This window comes from Vibrio sp. D431a (genome assembly GCF_030248655.1).
Classification (GTDB): domain Bacteria; phylum Pseudomonadota; class Gammaproteobacteria; order Enterobacterales; family Vibrionaceae; genus Vibrio; species Vibrio alginolyticus.
Genome location: NZ_JAHGAP010000009.1, coordinates 149,734 through 173,414 on the forward strand (window position 1 = coordinate 149,734; position 23,681 = coordinate 173,414).

Sequence of the window (23,681 nt, forward strand, 5' to 3'; positions counted from 1 at the left end):
CATCAATCTTGTCAGTATTCTTATTTTGCTCTATTTATTTGTATATACATTTAATGATACAAATAAACACAGGGACACAAACATGGATTTGCTGATTGAAAACGCACGTCTAGTTACCATGCAATCGGGAGAATGCGGATACCTTCCAACGCCTCCAGCGCGCATTGGTATTCAATCTGGAAAAATCGTTGCGATCAGTACTTGTGCCATTGGTGAAGACGCGCCACAAACCGAGTCCCTGTTGTCTGCCCAACATTACGCTCAGAGTATCGACCTTCAAGGCAAGTTAGTTCTGCCAGGTTTGATCGACTGCCACACTCATCTTATTTACGCGGGCAATCGTGCCAACGAATTTGAAATGCGCTTAAACGGCGTGCCATATCAAGAAATTTCCAAACAAGGCGGTGGGATACTTTCAACGGTGCATGCGACGCGTTCAGCAACCGAAGCGCAATTAGTTGAGTTAGCGTTGCCACGTTTAGACGGGCTACTCGCGAGCGGCGTCACTTCTGTCGAAGTGAAATCAGGCTACGGATTGACACTGAATGATGAAATAAAAATGCTCCGTGCAGCCAAAATGCTTGAACAAGAGCGCAAAGTTAAAATCACCACTACACTTCTCGCCGCTCACGCCATTCCGCCAGAGTTCCAAGGTCGTGCAGATGATTATATTGAGCACATTTGTCAGGACATAATCCCTGTTGTCGCAAAGGAAGAATTAGCTACGAGTGTCGATGTTTTTTGTGAATCGATTGGTTTCAATCTTGAACAAACAGAAAAAGTGTTTGTAGCTGCAAAACGCCACGGCTTAAAGGTTAAAGGGCATACTGAGCAACTTTCTAATCTCGGTGGTACAGCCCTCACTGCGCAATACAACGGTCTGTCAGCGGATCACATCGAGTTTCTAGATGAGCAAGGTGTTAAAGCACTTGCTCGATCAAACACCGTCGCCACTCTATTGCCTGGCGCTTTTTATTTTCTAAGAGAAACTCAGTTACCACCGATTGAGTTGTTGAGAGAGCATAACGTGCCGATGGCAATTGCTACGGACGTCAACCCAGGTACATCACCATTTTCTGATCTCACACTCATGCTGAATATGGCGTGCACGCTATTTCGCCTTACACCGCAAGAAGCACTGCGTGGTGTAACGCAACATGCAGCCAAAGCTCTGGGTTATCAAAACTCACGTGGCGAAATCAAAGTAGGGTTTGATGCGGACTTCTCTATCTGGGATATCGAAAGCCCTGCGGATTTAAGCTATCAAGTCGGAGCAAAACGTCTGGTAGGTCGTATAGTAAATGGTGAATACATTTCACACGGAGGCCAATAATATGTCTCAATTCGACCTACACTCTCCCCTATTTCATTGGCAAGGCCGTCATGATGCCGAGGACGGCAAGCTTGGTCAGCGAATTCATCACGTTGTTCAACGCCAAAAAGCAGATGAGTTGAGTGCCGTTGCGCATGGCGTCTCATTACTCGGTTTTGCTACCGACGCTGGCGTTGCGAGAAACAAAGGACGCATTGGCGCGAAAAAAGCGCCAGACTTAATCCGACGAGCACTCGCTAATTTAGCATGGCACCAAGACGCCCCACTATATGACTTAGGTACTGTGGTGTGTGAAGACGACTTACTGGAAGAGAGCCAAGCTCTATGTGCAGCAACCATTTCAAGCGCACTGCCCCATACTCCAGTCATCGTGCTAGGTGGTGGGCATGAGATTGCGTGGGCCTCGTTTTCCGGCTTAGCGGAATATTTTAAAGCGCACCATCCAGAGAAGAAGCCTAAAATCGGCATTATTAATTTCGATGCTCATTTCGATTTGCGCGCATTTGAGAGCAACCTCACCGACATAAGACCAAGCTCTGGCACCCCCTTCAACCAAATTCATCATTTTTGCCAACGCAACGATTGGGACTTTCATTACGCTTGTATTGGTGTAAGCCGCAGTAGCAACACTAAAGCGCTATTTGAAAAAGCAGATGCGTTAAATGTTTGGTATGTAGAGGACAATCAGCTCTGCTACCTAAACCACAGTTATCACTTAACTCAGCTTCAGCATTTTATTGACGACTGTGACTACCTCTATTTGACCATTGATCTAGATGTATTTCCTGCCGCAACCGCACCTGGAGTCAGCGCACCAGCAGCTCGGGGAGTGAGTTACGACACTATTGCACCCTTTTTAGAGCGAATTCTTCATTACAAAAATAAGCTAATGCTGGCTGATATCGCCGAATACAACCCAAATTATGACGTCGATAGTCAAACTGCACGATTAGCTGCCCGTTTGTGTTGGGATATCGCCAACGCGATGGCGGAAAAACAGCACAAACCATAATGCATCCCAGATGCCACTGATTATTACGACCAAGCAAGTACTTGGTCATCACGAGAAACTAAAGGAGTCTGAAATGACACAGCGCCAGGGACAAGATCCACGACTTGATACAAGCAGAACAATTCGTGCACCTCACGGAGATAAACTGCGCGCAAAATCTTGGCTAACCGAAGCCCCTCTTCGTATGCTGATGAACAACCTTGATCCTGATGTTGCAGAACATCCACATTCACTGGTTGTATATGGCGGCATTGGCCGAGCAGCGCGAAACTGGGAATGTTACGACAAGATTGTTGAAGTACTTGAAAGACTCGAAGATGACCAAACGCTTTTAGTTCAATCAGGCAAGCCTGTTGGTGTTTTCCCTACTCATAAAAATGCCCCACGCGTGCTTATCGCAAACTCAAACCTTGTTCCGCATTGGGCAAACTGGGAACACTTCAACGAGCTAGATAAACAAGGCTTGATGATGTACGGCCAAATGACCGCTGGCAGCTGGATATACATTGGATCGCAAGGTATCGTACAAGGCACATACGAAACGTTCGTATCTGTTGCAAAAAAACACTTTGACGGTGAAGCAAAGGGCCGTTGGATTCTAACAGGTGGTCTCGGTGGCATGGGTGGTGCTCAACCTCTCGCTGGTACAATGGCGGGCTTCTCCATGATTGCAGTAGAGTGTGATGAATCACGTATCGATTACCGCCTACGTACAGGCTATGTCGATAAGAAAGCGACTTCTTTAGATGAAGCGCTAGCTATCATTAAAGAGTCAGACACACCAATATCGGTTGGCCTACTAGGTAATGCAGCAGACGTTTTCTCTGAGCTGGTAGAACGTAATATCACGCCTGATGTCGTAACAGACCAAACGTCTGCACACGACCCGCTCAATGGCTATTTACCACAAGGCTGGAGCATGTCTCACGCAGCAGAAATGCGTTTGCAAGATGAAGCAATGGTCGTAAAAGCCGCGAAAAAATCCATGGCTGTGCAAGTTCAAGCGATGTTAGAGCTGCAAAATCGCGGCGCCGCAACACTCGACTATGGCAACAACATCCGCCAGATGGCCTTGGAAGAAGGCATAGAAAACGCATTTGATTTCCCTGGCTTCGTTCCAGCCTACATTCGTCCTCTATTCTGTGAAGGTATCGGTCCTTTCCGTTGGACTGCTCTCTCTGGCGATCCTGAGGACATTTATAAAACCGACCAAAAAGTAAAAGAGCTAATTCCAGATAATCCGCACTTACATAACTGGCTAGATATGGCTCGCGAACGCATCCAGTTCCAAGGTTTACCTGCGCGTATTTGCTGGGTTGGTCTTAAAGATCGTGAGCGTCTTGGTCAAGCATTCAACGAAATGGTGAAAAATGGCGAACTTAAGGCGCCCGTTGTCATTGGTCGAGACCACTTAGACTCTGGCTCTGTAGCAAGCCCGAACCGTGAAACCGAAGGTATGATGGACGGTTCTGACGCCGTATCAGACTGGCCATTATTAAACGCGCTACTCAACACGGCGGGCGGCGCAACTTGGGTTTCACTACACCACGGTGGTGGCGTAGGTATGGGCTTCTCGCAACACTCAGGTATGGTTATCTGCTGTGACGGCAGTGAAGATGCCTCAGAACGTATTGCCCGCGTGCTGCATAACGACCCAGCAACAGGCGTGATGCGTCATGCTGATGCAGGATACGATATCGCTAAACAATGTGCAGCAGAGCAAGGGCTAGATTTGCCAATGCTCAACGAAGAACTGAAGAAGCTCAAGTAAGGATGAAAGAGATGTTAAATTTAACGCTAAAGCCAGGTCATATTAGCTTAAACGAACTACGCCAAGTGAGCCGTTCACCAGTCAACCTTACTTTGGATCCTGAAGCCATTCCGGCCATTGAAGAAAGCACACAGGTCGTAGACCGAGTCATCGCGGAAGATCGAACGGTTTACGGAATTAACACTGGTTTTGGGCTATTGGCTAACACACGAATAGCACCAGAAGATTTAGAAACACTGCAACGCAGTATCGTTCTCTCTCATGCGGCAGGTATCGGTGAGTTTATGTCAGATGAAACGGTTCGTCTGATGATGGTATTAAAAATCAATAGTCTGTCTCGTGGCTTTTCTGGGATTCGCCTAAAAGTCATTAATATGCTGACCGACCTAGTCAACGCACAAGTTTACCCTTGCGTACCTAAAAAGGGCTCTGTTGGCGCATCAGGTGACTTAGCTCCTCTAGCCCATATGAGCACAGTATTACTGGGAGAAGGACAAGCTCGCCACAACGGTAATATCATTTCCGGGCAAGAAGCTTTAAAAATCGCAGGTCTAGAGCCTATCACTCTGGCGCCAAAAGAAGGCTTAGCGCTACTAAATGGGACTCAGGCATCCACAGCGTTCGCATTGGAAGGCCTGTTTATCGCGGAAGACCTTTTCGCGTCAGCAACCGTTTGTGGTGCAATGTCTGTTGAAGCCGCTCTCGGCAGCCGACGTCCATTCGATCCGCGCATTCACCGTGTACGTGGTCATCGCAGCCAAATGGACGCAGCACTCGCATACCGTCATTTGTTAGACACATCGAGTGAAATAGGTGATTCGCACACTAACTGTGAAAAAGTACAAGACCCGTATTCTTTGCGCTGTCAGCCTCAAGTGATGGGTGCGTGTTTACAGCAAATCCGCAATGCGGCGGAAGTACTACAAGTAGAAGCGAACTCCGTATCAGATAATCCGTTGGTGTTTGCTGAAGATGGTGACATCATCTCTGGCGGTAACTTCCACGCGGAGCCTGTTGCAATGGCAGCCGACAACCTAGCACTTGCGATTGCCGAGATCGGCAGCTTGTCTGAACGTCGTATGGCATTACTTATCGATAGCGCGCTATCAAAACTGCCACCGTTCTTAGTCGACAATGGTGGTGTGAACTCTGGTTTCATGATCGCTCAGGTGACCTCTGCTGCGTTAGCAAGTGAAAACAAAACGCTCGCTCACCCAGCGTCAGTAGACAGCTTGCCAACATCTGCAAACCAAGAAGATCACGTGTCAATGGCAACATTCGCGGCTCGCAGATTGAAAGAAATGGGCGAAAACACTCGCGGTATTCTGGCTGTCGAGTACCTCTCAGCAGCACAAGGCCTAGACTTTAGAGCGCCAAACAAGTCCTCTGAGCGTATTGAGATTGCGAAACAAATGTTGCGTGAAAAAGTATCGTTCTACGATAAAGATCGCTACTTTGCTCCAGACATTGAACAGGCAAATACTCTGCTTAAGCTGGCTATCCACAACACGCTCATGCCAGAGAGCTTGTTACCAAGTGTTCAATAACCAAGCATAACTGGCATTTCATCGAATAAACAGATAATGACTTGAAGGCTCTACGTTCAGCGTGGAGCCTTTTTACATACGATTAAACATGTTGATGGCACTATTTATGAACGCCTGTCTACTTTGATGGCTATACTTTAAAAGATAGGCGAGCGAAAAGGTCGTTGTTTATTGTTTTCACAAATAAAAGCGTTGCTAAAGTATGCGTTTTTAACGGTTTATCCGCCGAAATAGTGTCTTATTGTTAGGATACGGTGAAGTTTTCACTGGATGGACCATTGCTACGCAGATATTCGCATATAATCCCACACAGTTTTGGTTACTACGTAAAAATTATGTTTCTAACACCTTATTTTTCAAACACTAATCACCAGTTTCAGTTCACTCGCGAACAAGCAAGCCACTTTGCAAAACGTGTCGCAGGTGACTACAACCCAATTCATGATGAAGACAACAAACGCTTTTGTGTCCCTGGAGATTTACTTTTCGCTGTGCTTCTTAGTAAAGAAGGCGTTAGCCAAAAGATGCGTTTTAACTTCTCTGGCATGGTAAACGATGGTGTAGCACTTCATATTGAAAATAAGTGTGACAAAGAAAGCGCTGTTGTTGACGAGGCAGGTAAAGAATACTTACACATGTCCCGTGAAGGTGAAACTAACCACGATCCGGCATTTATTGAGCATGTAGTGACAAATTACGTGCAATTTTCTGGTATGAACTTCCCTCACATCATGGTTCCTCTTATGGAAGAGAAGCAAATGATGATTAACTGCCAGCGTCCATTAGTTATTTATGAAAGCATGGAAGTCGAATTTTCACGCTTAGACCTTACGCATCCAGAGGTGGATTTCACTGGCGCAACATTCGACGTAGAAGGAAAACGAGGTGTAGTCACCTTAAACTTTGCGTTTAAAGAAGACGGTGAAGTCGTTGGTAAAGGTATTAAGCGCATGGTTGCAAGTGGCTTGAAGCCATATGACCAAGAAGCGGTTGACGACCTTGTACGCCGCTTTAATGAACGTAAGGATGCATTCCTAGCAAAGTTCGTTAAGGCAGCCTAGTCGACTGCCCTATCAGAAGCGCACAAAAAAAGTGTTTACTAAAAGAAAGCCCAACGTCGACCGTTGGGCTTTCTTTTTATGTCTCATCCAAACAAAACTAAACGCAATGCTTAGAGCCAACGACGAACATGGTTTTTATAATCCACATACTCTTCACCAAACAATCGCTCTAAAACGCGTTCCTCAGGCTTGATTTGAAACCGATTCATATAACTGACAAATATCACGCCACAAAGCACCACACTCAAGTGCTGCCACCACAAACCAGTTGCTATGATTAGAAGCAATAATGCCGTGTACATAGGGTTGCGTGAAAAGGCAAACACACCTGTTCTTACAACAGAAGATGCCGCTTCAGGTTTTACTGGGTTTACTGTGGTTTTTACTTTGCGAAATTCATACACGCCAGCAATGCCCATGTAGCCAGAAAACAAAGTTAATACACCTACTACAAATTCAACAAAGGGTACTCGAATGTTCATGCTCGGCGTCAAAACTTTAAGTCCGTACATCAAAAGTATGACTAGCAAAAACACCACAACAGGTGGGACTTTGAGTTCAAGTTTTCTCAAGATTCATATCCTTTGAAAGGGTCTAAATACGGTTTCTAAAAAGCCCAGTAAAACTGGGCTTGATCTAGTCCGATTACAACAAAGTTAACAATGCCTGAACGGGATGCTTGGGCTTCGTTCCTTCAAAGCGTTTAACTTGGCTGCGGCAAGAATAGCCTGTAATCAAACATCTCTCGTTATCCAACTTATCTAAGCTCGGCTTCCAGCTTAAATTGTAAATGTCTTTCGACATCGACAACTTATCAACCTCATGACCAAACGTACCCGCCATACCACAACAACCAACAGGTACCGTATTCAAAACTGCACCAAAGTGAGCAAAAATAGCGCCCCACTCTTTTTCCGCATTGGGCATTTTGGTTTTTTCAGTACAGTGCGCAAACAGATACCAAGGTTCCTGCGCCTTATGCTCTCCGCTTTCAAACGCTTCTAGTCTTGGGTAAAGCCATTCGTGGGCTGTTAGTACATCGAAATTACCTCGCTTACTGCCAAGCACTTCAGCGTATTCATCTCGATAACACAGCACCAAAGCAGGATCGACGCCAACTAATGGGATATCCAAATCCGCTACCATCGCCAAGAACTTCGCTGTGTCGGCTGCTGTGTCCTTAAACTGACGTAAAAACCCTTTAATGTGTTGTGCTTTACCATTCGGCTTAAACGGCAGAAGTACCGGATGCATACCCAGCTTTTTCAATAACTTAACGAAGTCTTCAACGACATCAGCGTCGTAGTAGCTAGTGAATGGGTCTTGAACAATTAAAACATGCTTGCTCTTTTCAGACGAAGACAAACCACTGAGCGCTTGCAGATCATAAGGCGTTGTCAGCGACTCTACTCGTTGTTTCAAGGTGGGTACTGATAACAACGGCGCATCGACATACCCGACCGTAGATGCCGTTAAACTTTTCACCCACGACTGCTTCAAAACACCATTTACGACACCTGGCGCTTTCGCCATCATCGGCAGCATAGTCTCAATGTTGGCAACCAGATAGTCTTTTGCAGGACGTTGGTAACGAGAGTGATAGATGTTTAAAAAGCGCGAGCGAAAGCTCGGAACATCGACTTTAATCGGACACTGACTCGCACACGCTTTACACGCCAAACAACCATTCATCGCTTCATACACTTCGTGAGAGAAGTCATACTCGTGACGACGATTGATAGAATGACGTACGCGGTCAATCATGGTTTTGATTGATGTTTTGTTTTCTAGTGTTTGCTTTTCTAAGTCAAGGATATCAATGCCTTGTTCAGTGAGCTGACGCAACCACTCGCGAACCAAACCCGCACGACCTTTCGGTGAATGACGACGATCGGCTGTTACTTTCATCGATGGACACATTGGCGAGCTAGTATCGTAGTTAAAACACAAACCGTTACCGTTACATTCCATCGCTTGTTTAAAGCTGTCACGTACTTGAACGTCAATCTGACGGTCATAGTAACCACGTTTGGTATCGGTAACTTTGACAAGCTCTGCATCACTATCCAGCGGTGTACAGATTTTGCCCGGGTTCATTTTGTTGTGTGGATCGAATGCCGCTTTCACACGTCTCAGTTCAGTAAACAACTCGTCGCCGAAAAACTCAGGGCCATATTCTGAACGGAAACCTTTGCCGTGTTCACCCCACATCAAACCACCGTATTTCGCCACCAGCTTGACCACTTCATCAGAAACTTCGTGCATCAATGCTTCTTGGTGCGGGTCACACAAATCCAACGCAGGACGTACGTGAAGCACCCCAGCATCGACGTGACCAAACATGCCGTAATTCAGAGACTTGCTGTCTAACAGTTCTCGAAACTCTACAATGAAGTCCGCCAGGTTTTCTGGTGGCACACAGGTATCTTCAGCGAATGCGACCGGTTTAGCACGACCTTTTGCTGCGCCTAACAAACCCACCGCTTTTTTACGCATGTTGTAAATACGCCCAATGCTCGCTACATCGTTACAAACTTGGTAGCCGATAATGCCCGCTTCTTCTGTTTCCAACATGGTATCGAGCTTGGCGGTCAATGCTGCAACCTGAGCAGCAACTTCCTCTTCGTCCTGACCTGCGTATTCCACCATATTGATACCAAGCATCTCTTTATTTGGAACATCGGTAAGTAAATCGCTCACGGTGTGCCAAACGATATCTTGCTTCGCGAGATTAAGCACTTTTGAGTCAACGGTTTCTACAGACAGCGCCTTCGCTTCTACCATAAACGGTGCATTACGCAGTGCAGAATCAAAGCTGTTGTATTTAACGTTAACCAAAGTACGCGCTTTCGGAATTGGCGTCAGGTTAAGCTTCGCTTCGGTAATGAATGCCAATGAACCTTCAGCGCCGCACAGTACTCGTGTGATATCGAAACGGTCACCTTCTTCATTCAAGGCATTTTTTAAATCGTAGCCCGTTAAAAATCGGTTAAGAGGAGGAAACTTATCTACGATCTGCTGGCGTTTTTCACGACATACGGATTCCGTTACACGTAGCGCCTTGGCAGCAAACTCGCCTTCTTTTGGGTAACCATGAGACAAGTCCGACTCTAAAATTGAACCATCAGCAAACACCGCTTGTAGCGACAAAACATGATCGGATGTTTTTCCGTATTTCAGAGAACCTTGACCAGAAGCATCGGTGTTGACCATGCCGCCAATCGTTGCACGGTTACTGGTAGATAAGTCTGGAGAGAAGAAGTAGCCATAAGGGCGAACAGCGTCATTTAACTGGTCTTTCACTACACCAGTTTGTACACGAACCCAGCCTTCTTTCTCATTAATCTCAAGCACTTTGTTCATGTGACGAGACATATCCACCACAATACCTTTGGTAAGCGACTGACCATTGGTCCCTGTGCCGCCACCACGAGGTGAAAAGGTAATTCGTTCGTACTTTTCTTTATTGCTCAGTTTCCCGAGGAGAGAAACATCTTCTGTCGTTTTGGGATGAACGACAGACTGAGGAAGTTGCTGGTAAACACTGTTGTCAGTGGCAACCGCTAGTCGACTTGAATATTGGCTTTCGATATCACCAGTGAATCCGGCGTGCTCAAGCTCTTTCAGAAAACTAAGAACAAGAGGATCGACATCAGTTTGCGAGTGTAATCTTGGTAACATTTGCTTCCTGCCCCTACGACGCTGATCCGATCAGCTGCGGGTTGTGTAATTATTTGCTCACTTCTCATACAAATTGGCGCTAAGCGAAAAATAACACCACAAAAGAGTTAGTGAAGTAATATTCTTTGAATTTCGTCACTTTACAACATTTAAAAAGACGAGCAAATCAGAATCTCGATACAATAATTAAACTTATGCTTTATTTTTTCACGCTTGATGCCTTACATTGGGGAACGAATCGCGTTTCTAGATGAGTTTTCAGAATGAAAAAAAATAAAATTGTGACCACTGAAGATATCCTTCTCAAACTTTGCCAGTCTGTTTCTGGCGTACTTACTTCGGCGACATCTTCTCAAGTAAATTATTCAGCAATGGTGCAAAAAATCCACAAGACTAGCCTCAAACCAGATTTTGGCTGTTTTGTTCTGTTTGATGGCGGATTTACCGGGCTAGTTGTGATTAATTTTACGGCAAAAGCCGCACTGGAGATCTACACCAACTACATGCGTAATATGGGCATGCCAGAAGAAGAACTGGCAATATCTCATACTTCTGACGAGGTAGGCGATGTTCTGGGTGAACTCATGAATCAACTGGTCGGAGACTTCACTAATAAAATTCGTAAAGACCTGCAAACGAACATCACACAAAACCAACCAAAAATGCTGGCGCTGAATAAGCAAGTTATCTTACAAGTTGATACCAACCTTGACCGCCCTCAAGCGCGCAGAGTGACGTTCTCCACCGAAAACAACAATATTTTCTATCTCGAGCTAGCAATGGATAAAACTGAGTTCATCCAACTGGAAGAGTTTGAAGTTGCTGAAGACGAAAACCCAGACGACATTTTAGAGGCAACACGTAAACAGTTGGCTGAGAAAGAATCTAAATCGTCGGGATCAAACGATGATGCCGATGACTTGCTCAACCAGCTCGGGTTGTAATTCTAACGAATCTTAATGAAGAATGGCTTCTTAGACACAAGTACGACTTCATACTGATTACGACGAACTAAAACGCCAGCCTCGCTTAATGCGAGGCTTCTTTTTATGTGCAGAAATTATCTTCAGTCCCACCTTGTATTTCGTTTTTATGTCAAAAAAGGTAATATGTCTGACTTCATAAATTTTCTGCTTTCGTTACTGGTTGTCGATGGATAAACAAAAAGCTCTGAAAAAAATCGCCAAGTGCTTAGAACTGGGCAATTCCGCTAATGTTAATGAGGCTGCCAATGCTATCAAAATGGCACATCGCCTCATGCTTAAATATGGTCTCGATAAAGACGATATTGAGTTCATCAGAATGGGAAAAACACAATCTTCTCATCTGCTACCAGCGAACATCAGTTCTACCATATTGCGAGTGATTCGCGGCATTAACACAAAATTCGGTGTCGAAGCAGTATTGTTGAATCACAAAGGGCTCAAACGTGTCGAATTTATCGGTGAAGCAGATCGCGCTATTTTTGCTGCATTTGCTTTCGATATTGTTTATCGCGAGATGAACGAAAGTACCGGACAATTCCGAAACAGCTTTGCTGGCACCGGCACCTCTTCTCAGGAAGTGACTCGCCGTGTGAACTCATTTGTATCTGGCTGGGTGGAAGGCGCGATTGAAAAATTGCCAATTATTTCTCCAGATGAAGAGTCGGCCAATAAAATTAATGACTATATTGATAAAGAATTCCAAAACATTGACCGCGAAACGTTCAAGAAGCAATTGAAAGAAGCGATGAAAAACCTAACTGAAGACTACGAAGTGGGCTTAAAGAAAGGTAGAAAGGTTTCAGTTAATCGTGGAGTGGGCGGCGAACAAGCACGCAAAATGTTGGGCGATTCATCGAAATAGCCAGAATAGTAAAGGATTCACATAAGCAGCAATGACTTCGATGTCGATGGGGCTTACTTTGAGAGCTTTGGCAGTATTGATAGGAATTTTCTTACAGAAACTCTTATCAATCTTACTTTCTCATAACAAATATTAATGCTTGTTTATTCATAATTCGCATCCCATTATGAGGCATGGTTTCGCCTCAGTTTTATACGGAGATTTTCCCTTGAAAAAGATGCCTATTGCACTAGCTCTAGTGCTAGCTCTTACTGGCTGTCAAGCCACTCAACGCCAAAATGCAACAACGGGTGAATACGAAACTAACTCCACCACGCAAGGCGCGCTTATTGGTGCGATCGCTGGCGCAGCAATCGGCCTAGCAACGGGTGATGATGCTAAAGAACGTCGTCAGCATGCACTCATTGGTGCAGCCGCAGGCGGAGCGACTGGCGCTGGCGTTGGTTACTACTTTGACCAACAAGAAGCGGAATTACGTCGCGCTTTGCTAAACTCTGGCGTACAAGTTCAGCGTGTTGGTGAAAATCAGCTTTTACTGCGTATGGAAAACGGTATCGGCTTCTCTTCAAGCTCTTACCAGCTTGATGCTAGCATCCATAATACTCTACGTGGTGTTGCTCGCATCCTAGTTGAGTACCCAGATACCAGTCTCGTTATTGATGGTTACACGGATAGCACAGGCAGTGAGTCATACAACCAAACATTGTCAGAGCGCCGTGCAGAGTCCGTACGTCAATTCCTAGTATCTCAAAACGTTGCACCTGGTCGTGCAATTGCACGCGGCTACGGCGAACGTAACCCAATTTGCTCAAACCAAACTTCTGAAGGTCGTGCGTGCAACCGTCGTGTTGAAATCCAGATCTTGCCACTGAAGTAATTTGGTTGCACCATAACGGTAATAATAAAAAATTACCGGAGCAGGCCTAACCATTATCGTTAGGCCTGACATATTAATGTCTGTCAAAACGTCTGCCCTACTCTGCTTATTTAGCCTCAGCTTTTCTGGCTACTCACTTGCCTCTCAAGCTCCAAATGACCCCATCGAACAATACGAGTACGCACAACAATTATTGGCATCAAACGAAGCTGAAGCCTCACCAGAAACGCGCTACTGGCTAGAGCAATCCGCCAACCAAGGTTACCTCCCTGCACAAAAACAGCTCGCGAACGACTTTGCTAAAGGGATAAATGGCGAAAAAAATGAAACACAAGCGTTATATTGGCTAACCTCTATCGCACTCAATGACCCAACCGATCGTGGATTTCTTCTCGCCGATTTTATTCAGCGCAATCCAGATAAGGTCACAACTTCTCAATTGACTGAAGCCTTGTATCAAATGGCTTCTCAGCATAATCCAGCAGCAGAACAAGCTTATAATCAACTGTTAGAGCAGCGCTTCAACCAACTGCGAGCTAAGCAAGTCTCGCAAATAAAGTCGCTCGATAAAAAGGCGGAGCAAACACTAGAAGAGAAAAGCACAGTTGCAAACCCCAAAGTAGAACACTCGCCGTTTCTATGGCTGATTTGGCTAGCGGCGATACTCATCATCTGCGGCTTAAGTTTCCTCGTGATCAAAAAACTCAAGCAGAATAGAAAAGCGCGTGAAGCCAAAGAGGAAAGCCAAAATCAACGAATGGCGGAAAAAATAAAAGAGCTAGAGTTTACGAACAAGCAACTGAAGCGTCAGTTAGAGAAAGTATTCAGAGAGTTTAAGAAATCCAAAACTCAGGCAGAAAACCATAAGCTAAGCGTCGCATGCGCCATGCTTGGCTACACACCACAAACCATCCCTGATTTACAGGCAATCAAGCTACGCTATAGACAGTTATCAAAGCTTTATCATCCTGACACAAGGGGCAGTGAAGAAGAAATGAAGCGACTCAATCATGCCTTTAAGCTCGTCTCACAAAATGTTACAAAACAGTAAAAATAGGTCAGGATACTTTGGCTGCCATGCTTTTATTCCCATATAATCAAGCACCGCAATCGATCTCCCTCTCAAAGAAATTAACAGACATTTAACTTAAGTCGCGCTTTTATGCCATAATGCCCGGCGCAAAATAACACCTAACGACTCAAATTAATCTAGGTGGGGAGAAAATCAATGTTCACTGAAGAAGGCACCTGTGATTGGTGTAAAAAACCTAGTCTTGTAACTCGTCACGATTATTTGGATGGCAAGCACCACTACTCATGTAAAGCTTGTTACGATATGGCGAAAATCGACGTGCGCCTATTTAACCAAGGCGAATTACAAATGCGCGAACGCTTGCAACGAGCGAGCTAAGCAAGACGGAATCAACGGAACTGATTTTCAAAGGCGCCTTTTAAGGCGCTTTTTTGATCGGCCAAGCCCTATTTCCAATCTCTATCTCGTATTCCCTCCTATCTTACATAGCACGTCGCATCGGTTATCAGCCCTCTCCCACTGTATACAAACCATTGTCCGTGAAAAACACCTGTATATACAGTAGTAAACCCCTGTATGTCTCTCGTCCAGTTTTCTACTCACCTCACATTTTTAAATTGATGTTAGACATATCAAAAATGAAAAACAACCACATAAATTCAATTACTTAGAATCAAATCCTTTTATTTCCTTCTCAAAAAACCGCAAATAACTTTTGAGAAACTGGTTGATCAGGTCACCAAAACAAACTACTGTATACACATACAGCATGTATAAAGGAACAGTAAGATGCAGTTACAAAGTCAATCTCATACATACTCTCGTTACAACGTATTGGCACAAGCAACTAAGCCCATGGCCGTTTCGGATCAGCTTCTATCTAAGCTGGCTGTTTTATCGCAGCAGAAACAATGGATTTTGTTTACAGCAGACTGCCCTCGTCCAGACTTTGAACAACTCACTGCTTCTAATATTTGCTGTAAAAACGTTATTCAAATGAAGCCCTCTCAACAGCTTTCAGAAGTCGAGATCGTGATCAAAGCCATCCGATCAGGCAATGCCAGTGCTGTTGTTGCATCAAATAAAATTGCACTTATGAATCAATCTATGTTGCGCGACATGGCGCAGCGCTATCAGTGTGAAGTCTTTTTCGTCGAAGGCAGAGTTAATAAGTACCACTAATAAGTTCGACGTTATCCATCCTGCATCTCGCCTCCTTTTTAAGGGGGCATTTTTTTGTATTAAAGAAAACAAGCAAACGTTTGCTTTTTCTCTGGCGAGTTAAAATAGTTCTGGTATGATGCCCACATTCGATTTATTCAGCGCCCACATTTTGCTGAATATCTTCTCTTTCTGACGTTTGATTAAGATGATAGGAATGTCGCAATGAGCCTTGCTAATCAAGTACTTGCCGTCAATGACGACCTGCCAATTCGCACCCATAAACCCGTTCATAGTGGAAAAGTTCGTTCAGTTTACTGGTTAACTGAAGAAGACAGCGCCCGACTGATCAAAGAAAAAGGATACGATGTCGCTCCAGATGCGCCTTTGGCTATCATGGTGATTAGCGACCGAATCTCTGCATTCGATTGTATTTGGCATGCTGAAGGTGGTCTTAATGGTGTCCCGGGTAAAGGGGCTTCGCTTAATGCGATTTCTAATCACTGGTTCAAACTGTTCAAAGAAAATGGCTTAGCAGATAGCCATATTCTAGACATTCCTCACCCTTTTGTTTGGATTGTACAAAAAGCCAAACCGGTAAAAATCGAAGCCATCTGCCGCAAATACATCACGGGTTCGATGTGGCGCGCTTACGCAAATGGCGAGCGCGAGTTTTGTGGAATCCAACTTCCTGAAGGGTTAGGAAAAGACAAAGCACTGCCAGAGTTGCTAATGACCCCATCCACAAAAGGCATTCTAAAAGGCATTCCCGGTGTGCCAGAAGCGGATGACGTAAATATTACTCGTCAAAACATCGTAGACAACTACGAAGCATTTAACTTCTCAAGCGCTGACGATATCGCACTCTACGAAAAATTGCTGAAAGAAGGCTTTAACGTTATCAGCCAAGCGTTAGAAGAAATCGACCAAATCTTTGTCGATACCAAATTCGAATTTGGTTATGTTCATGATGCTGCTGGCAATGAAAAGCTGATTTACATGGATGAAGTGGGTACACCAGACTCGTCTCGTATATGGGATGCTAAAGAGTACCAAGCAGGTCACATCGTAGAGAACTCAAAAGAAGGTTTCCGCCAGTTCCTACTTAACCACTTCCCTGACCCAGATATCTTGCTAAACAAAGAACGTATGCCAGAGCGTGAAGCACTCGCTCGTGATAATGCTTTACCCGTCGAATCTTTGATGGCGATTTCGAGCACCTACATTGGTATTGCCGAGAAGATTACAGGCAAGCCGATTCATTTGAGTGAGAATCCGAAAGCGGAAATCATCGAAGTTCTGAGCAAAGAATACGGATTGATTGACTAGCACTGTCGCTAGATTGCTAAACGCTTTCCAATAAAAAGTCCGCACTAGCTTGCGGACTTTTTTCATATTAGGTTCAGTTTAGCTGATGTTTAACGTAGTGCCATCTGTTGTAAAGGCTGACTTAGTCGTCACCTGATATGTTTTGTCTTTAATCGTTGATACGAAATACCAGGTCGACTCTGCCTTGTCGGGCGTAAAAGTAACGCGCATAAAGCCACGCTGTTTGATGTCTGCCCACTGTAATTCTGACACTAAGTGCGGCAGCGTGTATTCCATTTGAGCGATCGCGACAGGGTCTAACGCGAGGTAGGCCTCTAACCCAGGGGAACTCACCGAGCTAGTCGCAAACTCTACCCCGATAGGATGCTTAGATATGTCTTTAAGCTCACTTGCCCATGCGTTGTGCGTATCTCCTGCCAAACAGACAAAGTTACCACTGCTGGCTTTGGCCAGTTGATAAACGCTCTCTCGCTCAACGTAGTAACCATCCCATGCATCTAGGTTATATGGCAAAGCAATGGTATCTAAACTTGGGTCAGAGAGATAACCCGTAATCGCAGAGTTTACCGCTAATAACGCCTCTGTTTTTTGTTCTTCAGTGGCAGTAAACAATTGAAACATCGCGGTCATAACCGAACTTGGCAACTCCATACGAGACATTAACACTTGTTGCCCTAGCACATTCCAAGTTGCGTCGTGCGTACTGAACACATCCATCAGCCAAGCGAGTTGGTCAGCGCCTAACAGCTCTCGGTCTTGACTGCGCGACTGAGCAACTAAACCGCCAATAGCTTCCATCGTTGGTGAGCTGAGCGAGAAATAATCCAACGGTTTATCACGCCCCACAAGTCGCGTGTCGAGCATCATCAAATTGACTAAACTTCCAAACGAAAACTGACGGTAAATCAGCATGTTTGAGAAAGTGTTTTCACGAACGGGCAACCATTCTGTCCACGCGGCAGCCGCAGCTGCACGACGATCATTAAAACTGCCTTCCTCTTCTTGATGGTTTTCCGCACCATTTTTCCAAGTATCATTTGCAAGCTCATGGTCATCCCAGACAGCAATCATTGGTAGGCTCGCATGTAACGCTTGCAGATCAGCATCTTGGCGATATTGCGCATACCGTTTTCGGTAATCATCTAAGGTAATGCATTCAGTGCCTTTGCTTGGCTCTCGCCCTAGTGCCTCAGCATCTTCATTAGCGTAACCACCAGCACCATACTCATATATGTAATCACCGAGATGAAGCACCACATCAAACGGGTCTTGCTCATGTTGATTTAAAATCTCTCGGTACACATGGAAATAGCCAGCAGGATAGTTTGCACAAGAAACAACCGCCATGGATGCCTTTTCTACACCATCTTCTGGTAATGTTTGAGTTTGCCCGACTTCGCTAGTGACATCACCAACCATGAATCGATAGTAGTAACGAGAATTTGCGTTGAGATTTTGAACATCGACTTTTACCGTGAAATCTCGGCTCGTGTCTGTGGCAAAAGTGCCACTTTGCACGATATCAGTAAAATTTTCGTTAGATGAAACTTGCCAGCTTACATCTGCGTAGCTCGCTGAGGTTGTAACACGAGTCCAAATGATTACTTGTGTTTGAGTAGGATCTCCACTCGCCACTCCGTGCTCAAAGGTAACCGCAACAGATTCACTAGCATCGCTACCACAGCCCACCAGCCCGGTAACAATCGCCGTTGAAGAGGCAGCTTTCATAAAGTCTCGACGAGACAAAGACATATTGACTTCCTTTCTTATTGTGTTTGTTTTTATGCCCAAATGACGTGGTGACTCAATCATCCTTGTGTGCCAATAAGGGACGTTAATTCGAACTTACAGTACCAACCACTTAGTCGGTAATTTGTCCTAAAAACACAAAGTTAGAAGCTAGTTATGACAATTGCATTTCCAAACGTTACATTTTTGTTAATTTAAGTGCAAATACTCTATATTCATCACACTTCCAAGACCTGTGACAAAAACCTCAAAATAAAAAAGCGACCTACTTTGAGGTCGCTTTTCATTGCACTATTGTTAAGTGGTACATCGATGAAGTGGAAATGCTCAGCCTAAAACTTGATGTTAAGGACATCTTGTTCTGACGTATCCACCTTCAACTGACTGCGAGATTCTATGTACTCGATTTGCTGAACATCGAGCGAATATGGCATAACGACTCGCAATTCATTGATCCCTTCATGTTTAGCTAACTGGGTTAAGCGGACCAAATTGGATTCATCACTTTTACGAGAAGACATCGATTTTAATGCGGCATCCCACAACCGATCTTCAGGCTTGCTCAATTCCGCAATGTTCTGTTTCCACATCAAACCGAAAATAGGCGCTATGGTGGCAAATGCCTCTAAAAAGGTCCATTTTTTACTACCTGTCGCTCCTAAAAAGCTAGTGTAGTCGAATTCAATGCACGTCTTTCCTTGTTGATCCATTCTATGCCCCCGACACTCGAAAATGAGATATACCAAATATCGTTCAACTGTTTTGATATAGCAATGGGATATAAAACATTCGTCTTTTATGCCCTAATTTACATACAAAAGGAAATATTAAAACCAGCTTTGTAACAACTGATGTACAGCTTCGCCATATATAAGCATTCAATTGATTAATATTTCAATTAAGAAACTAAAAACAACACGCAAGTAACGCTATCAATATGAAATCATTATAGATTCACCAAGAAAATATCAATTCTTGTCACAACGTCATCCGCCGACCTACTTCACATCAATCACTCGACTGGCCTTTTTATACTGTATCTTCCAACCCGCCCAACGTGGCAGCTCCCAACGCTTCGGGCCTCCCTTTCGGTTTCCCTCTCGATAAACGACCTGTACCAGCTTGCGAGACGCGTAATACTCGACATCTAGTTGGAGTTCTGGCAGCGAAAGTTCTAAAGGGTACTGCTCCGTGAAATCGTCGTATTCCCATTCTGGAACACCATTAAATGTTAAGTCTTCTGGTTCAAACAACGCCATATCATCGATGTTTTCAACGCCTAATGTTTCCAACTGATCCTTTAACCAGCTAGAAAATGTCAAGGAGGCCAAGTCGTTAACCTCTTCTCCTTCGACATTAAGGCCCAATGCGTTGTAGAGTTTCCAGTGTTGGATTTGCTGTTTTCTTTGAGAAGCAAAACCTGGTAACAGTGTCTCGTCTTCTATCATTTCGACAATAGACTGAACAGCAACATCACCTTTTAACGCTTGATGTTCAGTACAGATTGTTCGTCCGGCGTAGACAAAATGCATCGTTGCTCTTGGGGTCTCCTCTTCATAATTCGTCTCACCTTGTTGCCACTCCCCTAGCTCAAGTTCGCGTAATAACGTCAGCGGGATAGGCATCATAACCGATGCGAGGTTTAGTGTTTGCTTAACACCTCGTCCTGGCACGCTATGGCTATCTAGCACGATGGCCGCTTCTTCTTTATCAGGAAAGCGGCTGTTACGCCCAACCAGCATCTCGACTACGCCATTTCCTAGAGCATCCCTTCGACGAGCTCGTCGGACAAACACAAGCTCAGGGTGCAATGAGGCGATGGAGAAAAAGAGCGCTTCACGTTTATATCGAGAGGCAACGTCAAGTTCCGGTAATTCAAATGCTTCTCGCATTTGTTTCGCTAAACCTTGCGCCTCTTCGAGTGCGCTGGCATCAATGACAATGCCCGGAAGTCGCTCCCCCCGAACCAAACGGATAAGCAAAGAGGCATCACACCCGTATGGTTCCTCTTGAGATAGAAGCTCAGCGACTTCACCACTTTGTCGCTGATAGAGTTGAGCAGGCACAGATAATGCTGCTGCCAAGTCAATCATTGCTTCCTTCTCTGTCTTCGCTTGAATTCTGGTAACGAGATCGGCAAACAGTGCATCAATGGGTAGTGGATATACTTTTCTCCCGTGCTGCGTGACATTGCCATCCTCATCAATCGCTTCCATGGATAACAACGTCGAATGAGATGCCTCTAGCGACTTTGGGGGAATTGAGTCGAGAAAATCGAGTGTTGAGAGACGGTACCCACAACAAGCCGCTGCCAGCATGGGCTCGACGAGCTCTTCTCTGTGTAATTCTGGAGGTGTCACCAACTCTAAAGGCGCGTGCTCACCATATAGACGAATACAAGCCCCTTCGGTAACGCGACCTGCTCGCCCCATTCGCTGCGCGGCACTGGCCTTAGAAATGTTGGTTAACGTCAGTGCTGTACGTCCATTTCGTTGTACAGTTCTGCGCTCTAAGCCGCTATCGATTACCACCCGGATATTAGGAATGGTCAGAGAGGTTTCCGCGACGTTGGTTGCCAATACGACTTTCCGTTGCTTTTGTACCGTCAGCGCACGATGTCGTTCTGCATCACTGACCGAGGCATGAAGTTTAACCACCATGACATCACTGCTGCTTTGTAGCATCTGCGCGCATTGGGCGATCTCTTTACGTCCTGGGAGAAAAACAAGAATATCGCCATCTTCATCTTCCAGTGCTTCTTTTACCGCTCCGACAACCTCCTGTTCACATCCCTTTTTGTTCGGTAAATAGCGGCTGTCTGTAGAACGATGTGTCACCGTGACTGGAAAGCAACGTCCCTCCGAACTCAGGCGCTTAGCATTCAGGTAACGAGCAAGCTTTTCGCCTTCTAAGGTAGCGGAAGTGACGATCAATCGATGTTGATTTTCTTGCTTCAAAATGGCGGTTAATAGATCAATATCCCAGCGTCGCTCGTGAAATTCGTCCACTATCACGACATCAAAGTCTGCTAGCTTGTTTTCCGAAAACCAACGCAGTGCAACCCCCGGAGTGACAAATACAACTTCGGTTTTTTCATCAAAATAGGCATGAAGCTTGATCGCGTAACCGACTTTGCGACCTATTGGCTCTCCAGATTGCTCCGCAAGAAATTCAGCCAGCGAGGTACAAGCAATTCGACGTGGTTCAATAACCAGAACGCGTCCGTGTTTTGCCGCCCACATGGGCAAGCGGGTAGATTTACCCGACCCGGTTTCGGCTTCCACCACAAGATGGTTAAGGCTTACATGATGGTCAAACTCGGCTTGCAGGCTGTCGATAGGTAGTTGAAACATAGAAATTGGATTTGATTTGATGATGCAAAACATTATACCCAAGTAAAAAAATCCTGCTTTAGGTATCTCTAAACAACCAATATTGCCGATATTTTCGTCGGTATCTGAATTTTTTTGCGACATTACATTGATGTGCATCAACGCATGTTTACAACTAAATAGTGAACCCGTTAAAATTTGGTGCGCATCCTTCAACCCTACATAAGGCACCCAATGAACAACGATAAACGCCCACTATATATTCCATATGCGGGTCCGGCTCTTTTAGCAACCCCTCTTTTGAACAAAGGCAGTGCATTCTCTGCTGAAGAACGTAGTTCATTCAACTTAGAAGGTCTGCTTCCAGAGTCGACCGAAACTATCCAAGAGCAGGTGGAACGTGCCTACCAGCAATACAAAAGTTTCGAAAGCGATATGGATAAACACATTTATCTGCGTAATATCCAAGACACCAACGAAACATTGTATTACCGCCTAGTGCAAAATCACATTTCTGAGATGATGCCTATCATCTACACGCCGACTGTTGGCGCAGCATGTGAAAACTTCTCTAACATTTACCGTCGTGGTCGCGGTCTGTTCATTTCATACCCGAACCGTGACCGTATTGACGACTTGCTGAACAACGCAGCAAACCACAACGTTAAAGTGATTGTTGTGACAGATGGCGAACGTATCCTTGGCTTGGGTGACCAGGGTATCGGCGGCATGGGTATTCCTATCGGTAAACTGTCACTATATACCGCGTGTGGTGGTATCAGCCCTGCTTACACGCTACCAATCGTGCTTGATGTGGGTACCAATAACCCGCAACGCTTAGCTGATCCGATGTACATGGGTTGGCGTCATCCTCGTATTACGGGTGCAGAATACGATGCATTTGTAGAAGAGTTTATCCAAGCGGTACAGCGCCGTTGGCCTGATGCTTTGATCCAGTTCGAAGACTTTGCTCAGAAAAATGCGATGCCTCTTCTAGAGCGTTACAAAGACCGCGTGTGTTGCTTCAATGATGATATTCAGGGTACTGCAGCTGTTACTGTTGGCTCTCTACTTGCAGCTTGTAAAGCAGCAGGAACTCAGCTTTCTAAACAACGTATTACCTTCCTAGGCGCAGGGTCTGCTGGTTGTGGTATCGCAGAAGCGATCATCGCACAAATGGTATCGGAAGGAATTTCTGACGAGCAAGCTCGCTCACAAGTTTACATGGTTGACCGTTGGGGTCTGTTACAAGAAGGCATGCCTAACCTTCTTGATTTCCAACAACGCTTGGTGCAAAAGCATACCAATACGAAAGAGTGGGAAAATGAAGGAAATGGCTTCTCACTACTCGATGTTATGCGTAACGCCAAGCCAACGGTACTAATTGGTGTTTCTGGTGCTCCTGGCCTATTTAGCCAAGAAGTCATCGAAGAAATGCATAAACACTGTAAGCGTCCGATTGTCTTCCCACTGTCGAACCCAACAAGCCGCGTGGAAGCGACACCGAACGACATCATTCGTTGGACAAATGGTGAAGCACTGGTTGCGACAGGTAGCCCATTTGAGCCAGTGGTTCATGAAGGTCGCACTTACCCTATTGCACAATGTAACAACAGCTACATCTTCCCAGGCATTGGCCTTGGTGTACTTGCTGTCAATGCAAAACGTGTCACTGACGAGATGCTAATGGAATCAAGTCGCGCGCTCGCAACATGTTCTCCTCTAGCAATCAACGGTCGTGGGGCTCTACTTCCACCACTAGAAGAGATCCACTTAGTATCGAAAAAAATCGCATTTGCCGTTGGTAAAAAGGCAATTGAACAAGGTGTCGCATTAGAAATTACTGATGAAGCATTGAACGTGGCAATTGAACAGTCGTTCTGGCAACCTGTTTACCGCCGCTACAAACGCACTGCGTTCTAAGCTTGAGACAATTCGTTTAATAAT

18 protein-coding genes are annotated in these 23,681 nt (G+C 45.2%); 13 read left to right on the top strand and 5 right to left on the bottom strand.

The features are described 5' to 3' along the window. The first annotated feature begins 82 nt into the window (after window positions 1–82). From hutI to KJB35_RS06985, 5 genes are all read left to right on the top strand, one after another. Window positions 83–1,333 carry an imidazolonepropionase gene (gene hutI, locus KJB35_RS06965; protein ID WP_176310897.1) on the top strand — a complete coding sequence of 417 codons (1,251 nt, stop codon included), beginning with the start codon at window positions 83–85 and terminating at the stop codon, window positions 1,331–1,333. A 1-nt stretch (window position 1,334) separates the two neighbouring features. Then, window positions 1,335–2,345, top strand: coding sequence for a formimidoylglutamase (hutG, locus tag KJB35_RS06970; RefSeq protein WP_047100717.1), 1,011 nt, complete (start codon window positions 1,335–1,337; stop codon window positions 2,343–2,345). A 73-nt stretch (window positions 2,346–2,418) separates the two neighbouring features. Beyond that, entirely contained in the window at window positions 2,419–4,116 is a 1,698-nt protein-coding gene (gene hutU / locus KJB35_RS06975; protein WP_213907863.1) for a urocanate hydratase, read from the top strand. Between the two features lie 11 nt (window positions 4,117–4,127). Further along, on the top strand, window positions 4,128–5,663 hold the full coding sequence (gene hutH / locus KJB35_RS06980; RefSeq protein WP_017634855.1) for a histidine ammonia-lyase: 1,536 nt from the start codon (window positions 4,128–4,130) through the stop codon (window positions 5,661–5,663). 335 nt (window positions 5,664–5,998) lie between these two features. Continuing rightward, window positions 5,999–6,724 (top strand): DUF3581 domain-containing protein, encoded by a 726-nt coding sequence (locus KJB35_RS06985; protein WP_017821813.1) that lies wholly within the window; start codon window positions 5,999–6,001, stop codon window positions 6,722–6,724. 110 nt (window positions 6,725–6,834) lie between these two features. Here the strand turns inward: KJB35_RS06985 and KJB35_RS06990 are convergent, their stop codons facing one another. Together KJB35_RS06990 and KJB35_RS06995 are read right to left on the bottom strand one after the other, a co-directional pair. Then, a complete protein-coding gene (locus KJB35_RS06990; RefSeq protein WP_213907861.1) occupies window positions 6,835–7,296 on the bottom strand; it encodes an isoprenylcysteine carboxylmethyltransferase family protein in 462 nt (153 codons plus the stop codon). A gap of 73 nt (window positions 7,297–7,369) precedes the next feature. Continuing rightward, window positions 7,370–10,405 carry an FAD-binding and (Fe-S)-binding domain-containing protein gene (locus KJB35_RS06995; RefSeq protein ID WP_017820825.1) on the bottom strand — a complete coding sequence of 1,012 codons (3,036 nt, stop codon included), beginning with the start codon at window positions 10,403–10,405 and terminating at the stop codon, window positions 7,370–7,372. A gap of 263 nt (window positions 10,406–10,668) precedes the next feature. On the opposite strand from KJB35_RS06995, the gene KJB35_RS07000 reads away from it, so the two are divergent. From KJB35_RS07000 to KJB35_RS07030, 7 genes are all read left to right on the top strand, one after another. Further along, window positions 10,669–11,349, top strand: a complete 681-nt coding sequence (locus tag KJB35_RS07000; RefSeq protein ID WP_005388843.1) for a DUF3334 family protein — start codon at window positions 10,669–10,671, stop codon at window positions 11,347–11,349. 208 nt (window positions 11,350–11,557) lie between these two features. Then, complete coding sequence (locus KJB35_RS07005) at window positions 11,558–12,253, top strand: DUF2786 domain-containing protein (protein ID WP_005377954.1); 696 nt, start codon at window positions 11,558–11,560, stop codon at window positions 12,251–12,253. Window positions 12,254–12,470: 217 nt separating this feature from the next. Beyond that, window positions 12,471–13,130, top strand: a complete 660-nt coding sequence (locus KJB35_RS07010; protein ID WP_005377956.1) for an OmpA family protein — start codon at window positions 12,471–12,473, stop codon at window positions 13,128–13,130. A 76-nt stretch (window positions 13,131–13,206) separates the two neighbouring features. Continuing rightward, window positions 13,207–14,181, top strand: a complete 975-nt coding sequence (locus KJB35_RS07015; RefSeq protein WP_213907859.1) for a J domain-containing protein — start codon at window positions 13,207–13,209, stop codon at window positions 14,179–14,181. 177 nt (window positions 14,182–14,358) lie between these two features. Continuing rightward, entirely contained in the window at window positions 14,359–14,541 is a 183-nt protein-coding gene (locus KJB35_RS07020; protein ID WP_005377960.1) for a hypothetical protein, read from the top strand. A 411-nt stretch (window positions 14,542–14,952) separates the two neighbouring features. Then, complete coding sequence (locus tag KJB35_RS07025) at window positions 14,953–15,345, top strand: SulA-like leucine-rich domain-containing protein (RefSeq protein ID WP_005377962.1); 393 nt, start codon at window positions 14,953–14,955, stop codon at window positions 15,343–15,345. A gap of 204 nt (window positions 15,346–15,549) precedes the next feature. Next, complete coding sequence (locus KJB35_RS07030; RefSeq protein ID WP_285357000.1) at window positions 15,550–16,653, top strand: phosphoribosylaminoimidazolesuccinocarboxamide synthase; 1,104 nt, start codon at window positions 15,550–15,552, stop codon at window positions 16,651–16,653. Window positions 16,654–16,731: 78 nt separating this feature from the next. Here the strand turns inward: KJB35_RS07030 and KJB35_RS07035 are convergent, their stop codons facing one another. The 3 genes from KJB35_RS07035 to KJB35_RS07045 form a co-directional block, all read right to left on the bottom strand. After that, window positions 16,732–18,405, bottom strand: a complete 1,674-nt coding sequence (locus KJB35_RS07035) for an alkaline phosphatase (RefSeq protein WP_138939964.1) — start codon at window positions 18,403–18,405, stop codon at window positions 16,732–16,734. 329 nt (window positions 18,406–18,734) lie between these two features. Further along, entirely contained in the window at window positions 18,735–19,112 is a 378-nt protein-coding gene (locus KJB35_RS07040; RefSeq protein WP_005377965.1) for a hypothetical protein, read from the bottom strand. A gap of 288 nt (window positions 19,113–19,400) precedes the next feature. Then, window positions 19,401–21,755: a helicase-related protein gene (locus tag KJB35_RS07045; RefSeq protein WP_170893868.1), complete on the bottom strand. Its 2,355-nt coding sequence runs from the start codon at window positions 21,753–21,755 to the stop codon at window positions 19,401–19,403. 213 nt (window positions 21,756–21,968) lie between these two features. On the opposite strand from KJB35_RS07045, the gene KJB35_RS07050 reads away from it, so the two are divergent. Then, a complete protein-coding gene (locus KJB35_RS07050; RefSeq protein ID WP_005377977.1) occupies window positions 21,969–23,657 on the top strand; it encodes an NAD-dependent malic enzyme in 1,689 nt (562 codons plus the stop codon). Window positions 23,658–23,681: the final 24 nt, after the last annotated feature.